Origin of the sequence: Enterococcus sp. AZ167, from assembly GCF_051714025.1 — a bacterium.
Lineage (GTDB): Bacteria > Bacillota > Bacilli > Lactobacillales > Enterococcaceae > Enterococcus_D > Enterococcus_D casseliflavus.
The window spans coordinates 1,236,593-1,251,041 of the sequence record NZ_JBIORB010000001.1 but is presented as its reverse complement, the minus strand read 5'-3'; the positions used below and the strand labels follow the sequence as shown (position 1 = coordinate 1,251,041).

Annotated in this window: 14 protein-coding genes; 10 read left to right on the top strand and 4 right to left on the bottom strand. The window is 44.1% G+C overall.

Annotation, left to right across the window (positions count from 1 at the left end):
• Positions 1 to 22: 22 nt before the first annotated feature.
• Complete coding sequence (locus IGJ05_RS05865; protein WP_010747793.1) at positions 23 to 1,537, bottom strand: flavocytochrome c; 1,515 nt, start codon at positions 1,535 to 1,537, stop codon at positions 23 to 25.
• A gap of 573 nt (positions 1,538 to 2,110) precedes the next feature.
• Here IGJ05_RS05865 and IGJ05_RS05860 point away from each other — a divergent pair.
• Together IGJ05_RS05860 and IGJ05_RS05855 are read left to right on the top strand one after the other, a co-directional pair.
• Positions 2,111 to 2,833: a metal ABC transporter ATP-binding protein gene (locus tag IGJ05_RS05860; RefSeq protein ID WP_266166463.1), complete on the top strand. Its 723-nt coding sequence runs from the start codon at positions 2,111 to 2,113 to the stop codon at positions 2,831 to 2,833.
• A 1-nt stretch (position 2,834) separates the two neighbouring features.
• Positions 2,835 to 4,592 carry a metal ABC transporter permease subunit gene (locus tag IGJ05_RS05855; protein WP_005225531.1) on the top strand — a complete coding sequence of 586 codons (1,758 nt, stop codon included), beginning with the start codon at positions 2,835 to 2,837 and terminating at the stop codon, positions 4,590 to 4,592.
• Between the two features lie 28 nt (positions 4,593 to 4,620).
• Here IGJ05_RS05855 and IGJ05_RS05850 read toward each other — a convergent pair whose 3' ends face one another.
• The 3 genes from IGJ05_RS05850 to IGJ05_RS05840 form a co-directional block, all read right to left on the bottom strand.
• Positions 4,621 to 4,794: a hypothetical protein gene (locus tag IGJ05_RS05850; protein WP_010747796.1), complete on the bottom strand. Its 174-nt coding sequence runs from the start codon at positions 4,792 to 4,794 to the stop codon at positions 4,621 to 4,623.
• Between the two features lie 134 nt (positions 4,795 to 4,928).
• Complete coding sequence (locus IGJ05_RS05845; protein ID WP_266166462.1) at positions 4,929 to 5,789, bottom strand: metallophosphoesterase; 861 nt, start codon at positions 5,787 to 5,789, stop codon at positions 4,929 to 4,931.
• A gap of 173 nt (positions 5,790 to 5,962) precedes the next feature.
• Complete coding sequence (locus tag IGJ05_RS05840) at positions 5,963 to 6,679, bottom strand: hypothetical protein (protein ID WP_010747798.1); 717 nt, start codon at positions 6,677 to 6,679, stop codon at positions 5,963 to 5,965.
• 185 nt (positions 6,680 to 6,864) lie between these two features.
• Here IGJ05_RS05840 and IGJ05_RS05835 point away from each other — a divergent pair, with 185 nt between their 5' ends.
• From IGJ05_RS05835 to IGJ05_RS05800, 8 genes are all read left to right on the top strand, one after another.
• Positions 6,865 to 7,635 carry a TatD family hydrolase gene (locus IGJ05_RS05835; protein ID WP_010747799.1) on the top strand — a complete coding sequence of 257 codons (771 nt, stop codon included), beginning with the start codon at positions 6,865 to 6,867 and terminating at the stop codon, positions 7,633 to 7,635.
• Positions 7,628 to 8,200 carry a ribonuclease M5 gene (rnmV, locus tag IGJ05_RS05830; protein WP_034695433.1) on the top strand — a complete coding sequence of 191 codons (573 nt, stop codon included), beginning with the start codon at positions 7,628 to 7,630 and terminating at the stop codon, positions 8,198 to 8,200. The genes IGJ05_RS05835 and rnmV overlap by 8 nt, the downstream gene beginning before the upstream one ends.
• Positions 8,197 to 9,084 carry a 16S rRNA (adenine(1518)-N(6)/adenine(1519)-N(6))-dimethyltransferase RsmA gene (gene rsmA / locus IGJ05_RS05825; RefSeq protein WP_005225536.1) on the top strand — a complete coding sequence of 296 codons (888 nt, stop codon included), beginning with the start codon at positions 8,197 to 8,199 and terminating at the stop codon, positions 9,082 to 9,084. The genes rnmV and rsmA overlap by 4 nt, the downstream gene beginning before the upstream one ends.
• A 117-nt stretch (positions 9,085 to 9,201) precedes the next feature.
• Positions 9,202 to 9,813 carry a hypothetical protein gene (locus IGJ05_RS05820; RefSeq protein ID WP_005225537.1) on the top strand — a complete coding sequence of 204 codons (612 nt, stop codon included), beginning with the start codon at positions 9,202 to 9,204 and terminating at the stop codon, positions 9,811 to 9,813.
• 138 nt (positions 9,814 to 9,951) lie between these two features.
• Positions 9,952 to 10,710 carry a C39 family peptidase gene (locus tag IGJ05_RS05815; protein WP_266166461.1) on the top strand — a complete coding sequence of 253 codons (759 nt, stop codon included), beginning with the start codon at positions 9,952 to 9,954 and terminating at the stop codon, positions 10,708 to 10,710.
• Between the two features lie 399 nt (positions 10,711 to 11,109).
• Entirely contained in the window at positions 11,110 to 12,078 is a 969-nt protein-coding gene (locus IGJ05_RS05810) for a homoserine O-succinyltransferase (protein WP_010747802.1), read from the top strand.
• Positions 12,068 to 13,267 (top strand): MalY/PatB family protein, encoded by a 1,200-nt coding sequence (locus IGJ05_RS05805; protein ID WP_118214825.1) that lies wholly within the window; start codon positions 12,068 to 12,070, stop codon positions 13,265 to 13,267. Before IGJ05_RS05810 ends, IGJ05_RS05805 begins: the two co-directional genes overlap by 11 nt.
• Entirely contained in the window at positions 13,257 to 14,351 is a 1,095-nt protein-coding gene (locus IGJ05_RS05800; RefSeq protein ID WP_016608218.1) for an aminotransferase class I/II-fold pyridoxal phosphate-dependent enzyme, read from the top strand. Before IGJ05_RS05805 ends, IGJ05_RS05800 begins: the two co-directional genes overlap by 11 nt.
• Positions 14,352 to 14,449: the final 98 nt, after the last annotated feature.

Genomic DNA, 14,449 nt, shown 5'->3' with positions numbered 1-14,449 from the left:
CTTCTTTTTTATAGAGAGTGTTTTAATTTTCTTGCGCAAATTCGGCAGCTTTTGTTCCTGCTTGGCGTCCGAAGATGATGATATCGGCAACGGCATTACCGCCAATTCGGTTTTCACCATGCAACCCACCAGTTACTTCACCGGCTGCAAAAAGACCTGGAATGATCTCGTTATCCGTAGCGATCACTTCTGTGTTGGTGTTGATCTTCACGCCGCCCATCGTGTGGTGGATACCAGGTGCGATGGCAATGGCATAGTAAGGTCCTGTTGACAAATCGTTGTCCATTGCTGTGCTGCGTCCAAAGGCTTCGTCTTCACCAGCAGCTACACTGCTGTTCCACGTAGCGATCGTTTCAGCAAGCGCTGCTTCTGGCATGTCCAATTCTTTTGCTAATTCTTCGATCGTGTCAGCGGATTTGACTAACCCTTGTTGCTCGTAAAAATCAATGGCTGTCACGCGTTCTTTGACACCTGCATCAAAAACTAACGTTGCTGATTTTTCAGGTAGGGCAATGATCGCTTCTGAGACTTTGTCTCGTGTTTCCATTTCATTGAAGAACCGTTCGCCTTCTTGATTGACCAAGATCGCGCCTTCTCCACGGACAGCTTCAGTGATCAACAGTGATTTAGACTGATCCACTGTTGGGTGGATTTGGATTTGCTCTAAATCAACCGTTTGTCCACCTAATGCTTCGATCATTTTGATCCCATCACCAGTCGAACCCTCTTGGTTCGTTGTCACGTAGTCTGCCAATTCTGGTTTGTATTCGGTGATCATGTCGAAATTGGCACCGAAACCGCCTGTTGTAACGACAACTGCTTTGGCATCAATGGTTTGTTCGGTTCCTTCTACTTCAACGGTCACCCCGTTGACTTGACCATCTTCTTCATTGATTTCTTTGACATCGGCATTCACAAAAATTGGGATTTCCAATTCATGGATGTTGCGCATCAAGCCATCAACTAAGTATTCCCCAACAGCAGAACCATCCGATGGACGGTGCGTCCTTTTTTCACTCATCCCGCCAGTCGTTGTTAAGTTGTCTAAAGTGATACCCATGGAATCTAACCAATCGATTGCTTCTGCTGAATGATCCACAAAGTAGCGCAACAATTCTTCATCATTGGTGTTGTGACCACCAGCTAATGTTTCTTCATAAAATAAATCGTTTGAATCTTCGATGCCTTCTGCTTCTTGGAATTTGGTTTCTGAAGCGTTCATTCCTGCAGAAGATTTCAATGTATTCCCACCAGAAATTGGCATTTTTTCTAAAATAACTGGGTTTGCGCCAGCTTCTTTTGCTTGGATCGCAGCGGCCATTCCAGCGCCACCTGCACCGACGATCACGACATCGTAGCTGTCTGCAAGTTCGCTAGGGTCTGTGTATTCTTGACCAGATGCAGCAGAAGTTGCATCTGTTTCTTCATTAGCAGATGAACCAGTACTTGAGCTGCTGCTTGTTTGTGAATCAGCGCCACAAGCACTCAAAGTTGCTAACGAGGTTAGGACTAATAGTGTTTGGAAAATTTTCTTCATTGTTTTTATTCCTCCTAAAACTTTTTCCAAATCAAAGACTAACATAGTTGTCATGTTATTTTTAGCTTTTGTTCGAAAAATCACATAATAATTAGAAAAGTTTAATTTATAAAGCGTTTTAGTCGAGATGAAAGGGTTTCTTGGTCATCATAAAAAAGAGTGAATTCGTGAATTTGTGGAAATAGAAGAATTATTGATTCTTTGATTTGTTTGGTATTCATCATGAAGGGAGAAAGCGAAGAGGCTTTGATTCGCCTCTCTTCTGTTATTGAAAAAACGTACGTCACTGAGGTGCCGAGGAATGATCTCTTTTATTAAGAATAAATCGAATGCTTTGCGCTCAAAAGATAGAGAGAAATTGATGGCATCCGTGTTTGTGGGCACCAACTTTTACTCAATAAATAAAGATAGAATCTTAGTTTTCAAGAGTCATTGCCAAGAAACTGCGGTGTTTCTTAAAAAAATCAAGAGAACTGTCTTGCAAAACAAATCCTTTCTTGTATAATAAAAATAAGTTAGGTCTACCTAAAAAATAAATAAACTATCCTTAACTATGGAAATGGAGTGAAAATAATGATTACTTTTTCAGAAATATCCGCAGCCTATGATGGCGATCATCAAGTGATCTCGGATTTGTCGTTTCAAGTAGAAAAACCGTCGATCGTAGGGATCATTGGTCCAAATGGGGCGGGGAAGTCGACGCTGATTAAAGCGGCGTTGAAATTGATCCCTTCCAGTGGGAACATGAGTGTCGACAAAAAAGCGTTAAAAGACTTTCAAAAGGAAATTGCCTATGTCGAACAAAAGACCGCGGTTGATTACACGTTTCCGATCACAGTCAAAGAAGTCGTATCTTTAGGGTTGTATCCTAAGATGGGCATGTTCCAAAGGATGTCGGCAAACGATTGGCAGAAAGTGACAGCCGCTCTGGCAGCGGTAGAAATGGAATCCTTTGCGGAACGTCAGATTGGGGAATTGTCCGGCGGGCAGTTTCAGCGGGTCTTGATTGCTCGAACGTTGGTGCAAGATGCCAACTATATTTTCCTCGATGAGCCCTTTGTAGGGATCGATGCCACCAGTGAAGCGATCATCGTCGGCCTGTTGCGTAACTTGCGAGATGCTGGCAAGACGATTTTTATCATTCACCATGATCTGGGGAAAATCACCGAATACTTTGATTACTTGGTTCTGCTCAATCAAACCCTGATCGCTGCGGGACCAGTCAGTGAAGTCTTTACCGAGAGCAATTTGAAGCAAACATTTGGCGATGCGATCATCGTGAAAGGAGGCGTTTAACATGTTGACAAGCTTTTTTACGAGTTTAAGTAACTATCATTTCTTGCAAAATGCCTTGATCACGGCAGTCGCGATCGGGATCGTCGCAGGGGTGATCGGTTGTTTTATTATCTTACGAGGGATGTCCTTGATGGGGGATGCAATCTCTCATGCGGTCTTACCAGGGGTAGCCTTGTCTTATATCTTCGGCGTTCATTTTTTTGTCGGGGCGATCTTCTTTGGGATCTTGGCTTCCATGATCATTACCTATATCGCCAATAACAGCTTGATCAAAAGCGATACGGCGATCGGTATCACCTTTAGTTCGTTTCTAGCTTTAGGGGTTATCTTGATTGGAGTAGCAAATAGTTCGACTGATTTGTTTCACATTTTGTTTGGGAATGTGCTAGCGGTGCAAGACAGCGACAAATGGCTGACGATCGCTATCGCTATCCTTGTGCTGGCAGTGATCATCCTCTTCTTCCGTCCACTGTTGATCACGTCTTTTGATCCGATGATGGCAAAGGCCTTTGGGATGAAAGTGCAAGCCTATCACTATTTATTGATGTTCTTGTTGACTTTGGTTTCAGTGACAGCGATGCAAAGCGTCGGAACGATCTTGATCGTGGCTCTGTTAGTCACTCCAGCAGCAACAGCTTATCTTTATACAAAACAATTGAAGCATATGATGGTCATCGCAGGGGTTTTAGGTGGTTTCGCCTCATTTATTGGCTTGTTTATCGGGTACAGCTTTAATATTGCCGCAGGATCAAGTATCGTTTTGACCGCAGGAGCCTTTTTCGTGATCGGTTTTTTGTTCTCACCAAAACAAAAGACCAGTCCAGTCAAACGCTGGTCAGCGACAGCGGTTTTAGCAACGGCAGCTGTAGCTGGTGGCTTCTTTTTGGCACAGCAAAACGGACAGATGGCCCAAACAGAAGGGAAACTTTCAGTAGTAGCGACCAATTCGATCATTGCTGATATTACGGAAAACATTGCCGGTGATCGAATCGATCTTCACAGTATCGTACCAGTGGGGCGTGATCCCCATGAATATGAACCTTTAGTGGAAGATGTTCGAAAAGCGACCGATGCCGATCTTATCCTTTACAACGGCTTGAATCTAGAAACTGGCGGCAATGGCTGGTTTACCAAATTGATGAACAATGCCAATAAGGTAGAAAATGAAGATTACTTTGCCGTCAGTGATGGCGTGGATGTGCTTTATCTTTCTGACGATGAAGACCACAGCAAAGCCGATCCTCATGCCTGGTTAAATCTAGAAAACGGTATGATCTATGCCCGCAACATTGCTCAACGCTTGAGCGAAAAGGACCCTGACAATCGCTCTTTCTATGAAGAAAACCTTGAACGCTACTTGGCTTCATTAGAAGAACTGGATCAGCAAGCGAAGGAAAACTTCCAATCGATTCCCGAAGAGAAGAAATTGATCGTCACCAGTGAGGGAGCCTTCAAATACTTCTCCAAAGCCTACGGTGTACCGTCTGCCTATATCTGGGAAATCAATACCGAAGAAGAAGGAACCCCTGCGCAAATCAAGAACTTAGTGGATCAGCTGCAAAATTCAGCCGTCGCTTCCTTGTTTGTCGAAAGCAGCGTCAATACTCGTCCGATGCAAAGTGTTTCTCGTGATGCAGGTATTCCGATATTCGGAACCGTCTTTACCGATTCGATTGCAGAGCCGGGAGAAGAAGGCGACAGCTACTATAACATGATGAAGTGGAATCTCGATACGATTTATCAAGGCTTGAATCAATAATGCAAAAAACATCCTTAGCTCGTTCTGGCTAAGGATGTTTTTTCGTCGTATTTTTGTGCTGGAGAAAGGCAAAGAGATAAAATCCGCAGCCCATCAAAGCAGCAAGAAAAGCGATGACAGGAAAGTACAACCCCTGACCGTATACATAGGCTGTATAAGCGAAGAAGGCGATCAAAAACCAAAGCGTTCCCGAGATGAGCATTTTTTGGTTCCTCCTAATTGTTGAAAAGTGTTTATTTAGTATATTTTAACACGGTAGGCGAAAAAAGAAAATCAGCGAATCGAACGTTTGCTGAAACGAGTCGCTGATTTTTTCCCAATTGCACCGATGAACAGTTAAGAAACGTTCAATTGCTGTTGCGGTTCTAAATGGTAATAAAGGATCTCAGGTGGGACACCGAGTCGGGCGGGAATCTTGGTCATACCAACCCCGCTGGAAACACTTAATAAGGTCTCATTGCCTAAAAGGTAGAGCCCATCGGTATATTTCAACGCGCCCTTGGTTTTCGCATAATAAAAAGGCATGCGAATCTGCCCGCCATGGCTATGGCCAGAAAGAATCAAGTCGAAGTTTGGCAGATTGGTGATCCGAGAAACATAATCGGGTTCATGGAGCAAAAGCAGCTGCCATTCTGCTAAGGTTGCTTCATAGGTAAAACTGACTTTCGGACTTTCTATATCGATACCGACAATATTCATCGACGTCTTGTCATCAGAACCAAAAACCGACTCATTATCAAGTAAGGTAAACCCTGCATGCTGGTATATTTCCTTAACAAAGTAATGCCCGTCATTCAAATGGTCATGGTTCCCCATAACTGCGATCTTACCCAGAGGCGCTTGCAATTTTTTCAGCTTTTCGATCAGTCGCTTGGTTGAACGATGCGGCCATTTTTTATAATTATCGATCAGATCCCCCGTGATGATGATCAGATCCGGCTTGTTTTGGATCGTTGATCGAATGATGCGATTCATTCGCCGTGGTTTGTACCAACGAGAAAAATGAAGGTCGCTGATATGGGCGATCACGAGATTGCTTTCTGCTTGATAAAGATCGTAAGCCTTTGAAATATCTAAGACGGTGCGCTTGTCTTTTTTTATGAGGTAGTGCCGTTGTTTGAGAAGATGCGGTTCAATAATAAAGGAGTAAACTAGCAAGCCCGTAAGGAGGAATGCAATAAGAATGAGGGTGTACATGGCGTGGCTCCTTTTTTGATTTGCTAGTTTCTAGCATAGTAGATTCTTACAAAAAAAGCAATCATGCGAAAGCAAAAATAACAAAAAATATCCATCGTATTTCGTTTGTTTCTTCCATGAAAAAAAGATACAAAAGAGGCTGTAATAGCCGACTTTTGTATCCTAGATCGTAATTATTTGATTTTCACCAAACGTTTAAAGCGTGCTTTGTGTTTGACGGGGATCAAAGCCATGACACAATCATAAGGGACGGAGATGATCGCCCATGCGAGACTTTTACTTGAAGCAAAGGGATAGTTTTGCTTTAAGACAAAATGGCCACTGATCAAGGCAAAACCGATACTGCCGACCCACAGCCATTGAGGGTCCCAATTCGTAAAGTGTTGGAGGGCTGTGATGATAAAGGGATAGCCGTAAAAGTACAATGCAGTCAAAACGAAAGTGACGTTTTTGGTTAATTGACGCAGGGTCAGTAAGAAAAATAAGCCAGAAAGAACGATACCCAATGGCGGGAACAGACTAACTAAGAAGGAATACACGATGCCCCATACGATCATGCCAGGTCCTTTGACGAGAGCGGCTAAGACAAAGACAAAAAGTAGGAATAAGAGCTGTTGCGAAAAACTTGCTGCTGTCAAAAGTCCGAAGAAACCAACCAATAACCAGTGAGAAAAAGTCGCTGTTTGATTCTTTTGTGGTGTCTGCTGCTGCAATTTTAGCCAGGTAGCAAAATTCGGGAAATCATGCTGGAAATTTCGCTGAAAATCGCTGTTGAATGCTTGATGGGCATTTTGCTGCCGATAGTAATGATATTGATGTTTTAACGTGCCTTTCGTGGCTGCTTTTTGGCCAGAAAAAAAGCGGCCGGGATCAATTTTTGATCGTTCCATATTTCCACCTCCATACGATTTCGTTACCCTCAGTATAGAGAAAATCAGCTTCGGCGTCCTCCAACTTTGGGCGGATTTTTTTTGCTTGCTGAAAGTTTTCTTAAACTGCTGAAAAAAGCGAAGAGGATTCGTTTCTTAAACCGTCAAAATATGCTAGAGTATAGAAGGACTAAGGAGGAGATTTCATGATTTTTGATTCTCATACACATTTGAATGCAGAACAGTTTAACGAAGACATTCCCGAAACGGTCGCCCGTGCGCAAGAACTAGGAGTAACGGAGATGGCGGTCGTCGGTTTCGATCAGCCAACGATTGAAAAATCGTTAGCATTAAGCAAAGAATATCCTGGCATTTACAGTATTATCGGTTGGCACCCAACCGAAGCTGGTTCTTATACCCCACAAGTGGAAACCTATTTGCAAGAGCGCTTGGAACAACCAAAAGTCGTTGCCCTAGGTGAAATCGGTTTAGACTATCACTGGATGGAGGATCCGAAGGAAGTTCAAGAAAAGGTCTTTCGTCGGCAAATGGCGATCGCCCGTGAACATCAGCTGCCCATCAGTATTCATACCCGTGAAGCCTTAGAAGATACCTATGCGATTTTAAAGGATGAAAAAGTCCAAACGATCGGCGGCATCATGCACAGCTTTAGTGGGGACGGCGAATGGGCGAAAAAGTTCTTGGACCTAGGAATGTATATTTCCTTTAGTGGTGTCGTGACCTTCAAAAAGGCGAAGGAGGTACAAGAAGCTGCGCAAGTCGTGCCACAAGATCGGCTGCTCGTTGAGACTGACGCGCCGTATTTAGCCCCTGTTCCTTATCGTGGCAAGCGCAATGAACCGGGCTATACTCATTATGTAGTGGATAAAATCGCGGAGCTGCGGCAAGAAGCGGTGGCTGATGTTGCGGCCTACACGACAAAAAATGCCCATCGCTTGTTTAGGATCAATGACTAGTAAACCGAAAATCGAAGAAATCATTGTCGTCGAAGGCAAAGACGACACCCGCCGATTGCAAGAAGTGTTCGATGTAGATACCATCGAGACGATCGGTTCGGCGATCGATGACACGATCCTTGATCAAATCGAGCACGCCCAAGAGACACGAGGGGTCATCGTGTTTACCGATCCCGATTTTTCGGGAGAAAAGATCCGCAAAATCATTATGGAAGTCGTTCCTGATGCCAAGCATGCCTTTTTACCGCGCAGTCAGGCAGCACCGAAAAGCAAGGGCAGTTTAGGCGTGGAACACGCCAGCCATGAAGCGTTGAAAGAAGCCTTGCGAAAAGTCGTAACCCCGATTGCTTCAAATGAAGTCAATGAGGGGACCATTGATCGGCAACAGTTGTTAGCGTATGGCTTGATCGCAGGGGCTGGAGCGAAAGAGAAACGAGAGCGGTTGGGGGATCTTTTACGCATCGGCTATACGAACGGCAAACAATTAGAGAAGCGGCTGGCAATGTTTCGTATCACCGATGCAGAATTGGCAGAAGCAATGAAAATAGTGGAGGAAGAATTGTGAAGGAAGAACGGGATATAGCAACCCCCTCAAGAACCAAAGAGATTTTAGCGAAACATGGCTTTACCTTTAAAAAAAGTTTAGGGCAAAACTTCTTAACAGAACCGAATATTTTACGGAAAATCGTAGAAACTGCAGGCATCGACGAGACGACAAACGTCATTGAGGTTGGTCCTGGAATCGGTGCGCTGACCGAACAGTTGGCAAAACATGCCAAGCAAGTGTTGGCGTTTGAAATTGATGATCGGTTGATCCCAGTGTTAGCCGACACAATGCAGCCATATCAAAATGTGAAAATCATTCATCAAGATGTCTTGCAAGCAGATCTGGCAACGACCATTCAGTCAGCATTCAGCGATACGGCTGCTTCATTAAAAGTTGTCGCAAATTTGCCCTACTACATCACTACGCCAATTATGATGCACTTTTTAGAGTCTCAGGTAAAAGTAGATGAAATGGTCGTGATGATGCAAAAAGAAGTGGCAGATCGAATCTCAGCAGTTCCCGGGACTAAAGCCTATGGCTCGTTGTCGATCGCTGTGCAATACTACATGGAAGCAAAACTGGCATTCATCGTCCCGAAAACCGTTTTTGTGCCCCAACCGAATGTTGATTCGGCTATTTTGAAATTGACGCGTCGATCACAACCAGCAGTCGCAGTCACCGATGAAAAAGAGTTTTTCAAATTAACGAAAGCAGCCTTTCAGCTGCGTCGTAAAACCCTTTGGAACAATTTGCAAAATAGCTATGGAAAAGATGAAACAACCAAACAGTGGTTGGCAGACAGCTTAGAAGCAAGTGGGATCGATCCGAAACGACGTGGAGAAACGCTGTCGTTAGCGGAATTTGCCAAATTAAGCAATGAAATGCAAGCGCGTAAAGGATAACTTCAATAAAAACGGATGTTGAATAAACATTCGTTTTTTGTGTCTTGACACCTCGTGGAAATACCAGTAGAATAAGCAAGACAGAACTGTCATGACACATTGAAGGAGAGAGTATAAATGAAAAATCATTCCATTCGCCATTTAACGATCGCTGCATTGTTGATCGGCATGGGGATCGTCATTCCCATGGTAATGCCCAAAATCGTCATCGGACCAGCATCTTTTACCTTAGCTAGCCATGTGCCCGTCTTTGTGGCGATGTTCTTTTCACCTGCGATGGCGATCGCGGTAGCTTTAGGAACGACCTTTGGCTTTTTCTTAACACTGCCACCAATCATTGCTTTACGGGCATTGTCCCATGTTGTTTTTGCCGTCATCGGTGCCTTTTATTTACAGAAGCACCCAGATATTTTACTGAAAAATGGCAAACCCTCTTTATTGAATATCAAATTTCAGAGCTTTAACTTGATTATCGGATTGATCCATTCTGCCGTAGAAATGGCAGTCGTTGCCGCCTTTTACTTCACAGGAAATGTACCAGGGACCGCATTCGATGGTAATTTCTACTATTTCTTGTTCGTTTTGATGGGGATCGGCGGTTTGATCCATAGCTTGATCGATTTCAATTTGGCTTATTTTGTTGCAGGTGCCTTAAGCAAACAATTTGATATTCGTTCGTTTTCAAAAGCAAAAGGACGCTTTATTCAGAAACAGAAGAAAGCGGCATAAGCGCCAGTTTGAATAGACCCGCTGCCTAAACGGGTCTATTTTTTTGTGTTTAGATTAAGAAAATACTCCTTCCTAAAAAGTTTATTATAGTGAAATAATAAACAGAAATAAGTTATAATATACAAGAGGAGGAAGTAGATGAAGAAGAAAAAGTTAAAACGGTTACTTTTAGGTATGTTCGTCTTGATGCTCTTCTTTCTGCTGATTTTTTATGACAGTAAGAACGGGCAGTCCCCCTTTGAAAAGATAGAGGATGAATTGACACTAGCACTTTCGGATGAAGAACAAACACCAGAGCCTGAATACAGTGAGGTTATTCAATTGGATGTTCCGTTAGAAAATCAATTCGATGAAGTGGCGTTAGGGAATGGCTGTGAGGTAACGGCTTTATCGATGCTCTTGAATTTTTACGGATTTGATACCAATAAAAATCAATTAGCGTATGTCCCGCTTTATGAGGATTATTATCACCATGGAGATCCGCGAGAAGGCTTTGTTGGAAACATCTATGACGGTGATAGCGCGATGGGGGTTGACGTAGAACCGATCACCGATGTCGCCGAAAGGATTGTAAAAGAGCAATACGAAGTTGTTAGTGGACGAGACAAAAGCTTTGATGAGATCGTCAAAGTACTTCAATCTGGGAAACCAGTTTGGATGATTGCGACGTTAGAATTACAAGTACCTACCGATGCGGATTTCTTTCAATGGAATACCCAAAATGGCGAAATCCTTGTGACGGCATTGATCCATTCGGTGGTGATCACAGGCATCGATGGGGAGACGATGTATGTCAACGACCCTTATGGACATAAGGATCGTGAAGTCAGCAAAGAAGACTTAGCAGCGATCTATGAAAAAATGGGTCAGCAATACTTATATTTAGAAGAAATCTAAGAAAAACCCCTAACTTGCCGTTGACAGTAAATGAAAAAACAATTATAATTTTTTAAAATTAAACAAAGAAATCGATAACGTTGAAGAGAAGAGTAGCAGATCAACAAAGGTACAGAGACTCCGGTTGGTGAAAAAGGAGACATGCGGTGATCAGTGAAGATGAGCTCTGAGTTTTTTTGTTGGTTCACGCCAGCAAAACGGCATGCGCCCGTTACAGCGCCAAGTATCATAGTGTACTGTTGAGGTGTTATTTGTGAGAATAGCACGAATTAGGGTGGTAACGCGCATCAAGTCGTCCCTTTTATCCGTAAGGATAAAAGGGCGGCTTTTTTTGTTTCTCACAGCCGAAACTATTCGCCTTCTTTTCAACAAGAAATTTATCTGTAAGGAGTTGAAGCAATGCCGATCATTATTCCCAAAGAACTACCCGCTGCAGCGGTCCTGCAAAAAGAAAATGTCTTTGCCTTACTGCAGCATAAAGCGGCGAAACAAGAGATTCGTCCCTTGAAGATCGCAATCGTCAATCTAATGCCGAAAAAGATCGCCACAGAAAATCAATTGCTGCGCCTGCTTTCCCAAAGTCCGCTGCAAATTGAAGTAACTTTACTGAAAATGAAGTACCACGAAAGTAAAAACACGTCTGTCGATCACATGGAAAAGTTCTATCAAGAATTCTCAGTGATCCAGTCCCAACGATTCGACGGCTTGATCATCACTGGTGCCCCTGTTGAAAAAATGGCCTTTGAAGCCATTGATTATTGGCAAGAACTGCAAGAGATCATGGATTGGAGCCAGACGAATTGCACTTCAGTCCTGCATATTTGTTGGGGGGCACAAGCTGGTCTTTATTACCATTATGGTATCGACAAAGTGTTGTACCCAAGCAAGTTGTTCGGCGTCTTCGAACAAGCAGTCACGCATTTTCATCCGCTCGTTCGCGGTTTTGACGACGTCTTTTATACGCCCCATTCGCGCTATACTGGCATCGATGAAGGCCAGCTCGCCCAAGCGCCTTTAGAAATATTGGCAGCGGGTGTTGAAACAGGGCCTTCCATCTTCGTATCAGAAGATCATAAAAATGCCTTCTTGCTAGGGCATTTTGAATACCACACAACGACCTTGAATGAAGAGTACTTGCGAGACATGGAACGGGGCTTAGCTACCGCATTGCCCAAAAATTACTTTGCCTATGACCGTTTAGGCGGAAAGATTACCAACCGTTGGCGGGGACATGCCTCTTTGTTTTTCAGCAATTGGATCAATGAAACCTATTTGCGAACGCCGTATGACCTGTCCGTCACGCCGACGAAAGAAGGATACCGAATTGGCAGTGAGCCAGAAGGTCGGGTGAGTATCAATGACGATTGAGCATTTTCTCTCCCACTATGCTAGACAGCGAAAAGGCACTGATTCTTTAAAATGGGATCTTGTGGATCAACGGTTCCAAGGAGAAAAGCTTTTGCCTTTATGGGTAGCTGATATGGATTTTGCTGCGCCAAAGGCAGTGGAAGAAGCCTTGCAGCAACTGGTTGCTCAAGGAACCTTTGGCTATGCGATTCCCCCCTCAGGCTATTTTTTAGCCTATCAAGCTTGGCAAGATCGCCACTGGGGGACGAAATTCGAAGAAAAATGGCTCTCGTTTTCCACAGGGGTCGTCCAATCTTTGGTTGATTTGCTTCATTGTTTCACAGAACCAGACGATGGCATCTTGATCCAGCCACCCGTCTATTATCCCTTTTTTGACAGCATCAAAGAGACGAAAAGGCGCTTGATAGAAGCACCCTTGCAAAAGGTGGGGAATTCTTATCAAATCGATTTTGTTGCTTTTGAAGCCAAAATCATTGAAGAAAAAGTGAAACTATTTATTCTCTGCTCCCCCCACAATCCAGTAGGGCGGGTCTGGCAAGAGAAAGAATTGCATCAGTTATTGGCCATTTGCCAAAAACATGAGGTTGTCGTGATCGCCGATGAGATCCATCGTGAGCTGATACTCGGTGAGCAGCAATTTGTTTCAGCCGTGACAGTGGCACAGGGGTTCGGCTTTGAGAAGCTGATCGTTCTGGATTCGCCCTCAAAAACTTTCAACTTAGCAGGATTATTGCTCTCTCATGTTTGGATTCCTGATTTAGAGATGCGTAGAGCCTATGAGGAGTGGTGCCGACAATACAAGCAGACGGAAGTCAATCGTTTGGGATTGGTGGCTGCGAAAGCCGCGTATGAATCGGGGGATCAATGGCTAGCGGACCTGCTTTTGGTGATTGCTGCCAACGAACAAATGGTCCGCCAGCAACTGCAAGAAGCATTTCCCAAAATTGAGGTCCTGCCATTAGAAGGAACCTATCTTCTCTGGGTGGATCTGCGGCAAGTCATTGCCAAAGAACGAACCAAGCACGTGATCCAAGATACTGCCGGTCTGGCAGTCGACTATGGGGAATGGTTTTCACAAGACGGTCAGGGCTTGATTCGTCTGAATCTTGCGACAACACCGACGATCATTCAAGAAGCCCTTGATCGCATGATCGAGGCAATCAAAAAGGAGGAACGACATGACGATTGATACAGCAACTTTTCTGGCACAATTAGGCAATCATTCGGATCAGCAAACTGGGGCGATCAGCCCACCGATCTATCTTTCCACGACCTTTGCTCATCCCGAGTTAGGGCAAAGTACTGGCTATGATTATACCCGTACCAAAAACCCGACCCGTGATATCTTAGAAGCAGGTCTTGCTGAATTAGAAAAAGGAGCTCGGGCAGTAGTGACCAGCTCTGGCATGAGTGCGATCGCTTTGATTTTTGACTTATTTACCAGCGGGAGTCGCTTTTTGGTTTCTCGTGATTTGTATGGCGGCAGCTTTCGCTATTTTGCAGAATTGGAAAAAAGCCAACGGGCATTCTTCGATACCTTCAGCACTGTAACAGAATTAAGTGAAAAATTAACTGACGAGGTAACGGCTGTCTTTTTAGAGACCCCAACGAATCCTTTGATGACCGTGACGGATATTGCTGAAACCGCCAAGCTTGCTCACGACCATGGGGCGCTGCTGATCGTAGATAATACCTTTTTGACGCCATTACGACAGCTGCCCTTAGAAGAAGGCGCGGATCTAGTGATCCATTCAGGCACCAAGTTCTTATCAGGTCACAATGATATTTTGGCTGGCGTCGTGATCGCCAAAGATGCGCAAGTAGGGGAGCGCTTGAATTATTTAGCCAATACTTCAGGCCCGACCTTGAGCAGCTTTGATACGTGGTTATTTATCCGAAGTTTAAAGACGCTGCCGTTGCGCTTTGAACGACAGGAAGCCAACGCCAAGGAAGTTGGCCGCTTTTTACGAGCCCATCCGGCGGTCAAAGAGGTGCTGTACCCAAATGCAGGGGCGATGATCAGTATTCGGGTGCTTGATGAAACCAAAATCAGCGGCTTCTTAGCGGCATTAAAGGTCTTTACCTTTGCGGAAAGCCTGGGTGGTGTGGAAAGTCTCATCACGTATCCAACGACACAGACCCACGCAGATATTCCTCAAGAGGTACGAGAATCTTATGGATTGACGCCGGATCTTTTACGGATCTCCATTGGGATCGAAAGTAGTAAAGATTTGATTGATGACTTAGAAAATGCACTGAAGATATTCAAATAACCCAACCACAGATCAGCTAGTGAAAAACTTACTTTTGTAGAGTAATTTTATTGACAGTTTTAGTTGTATAGGATAAAGTTACACTACATATGAATAGT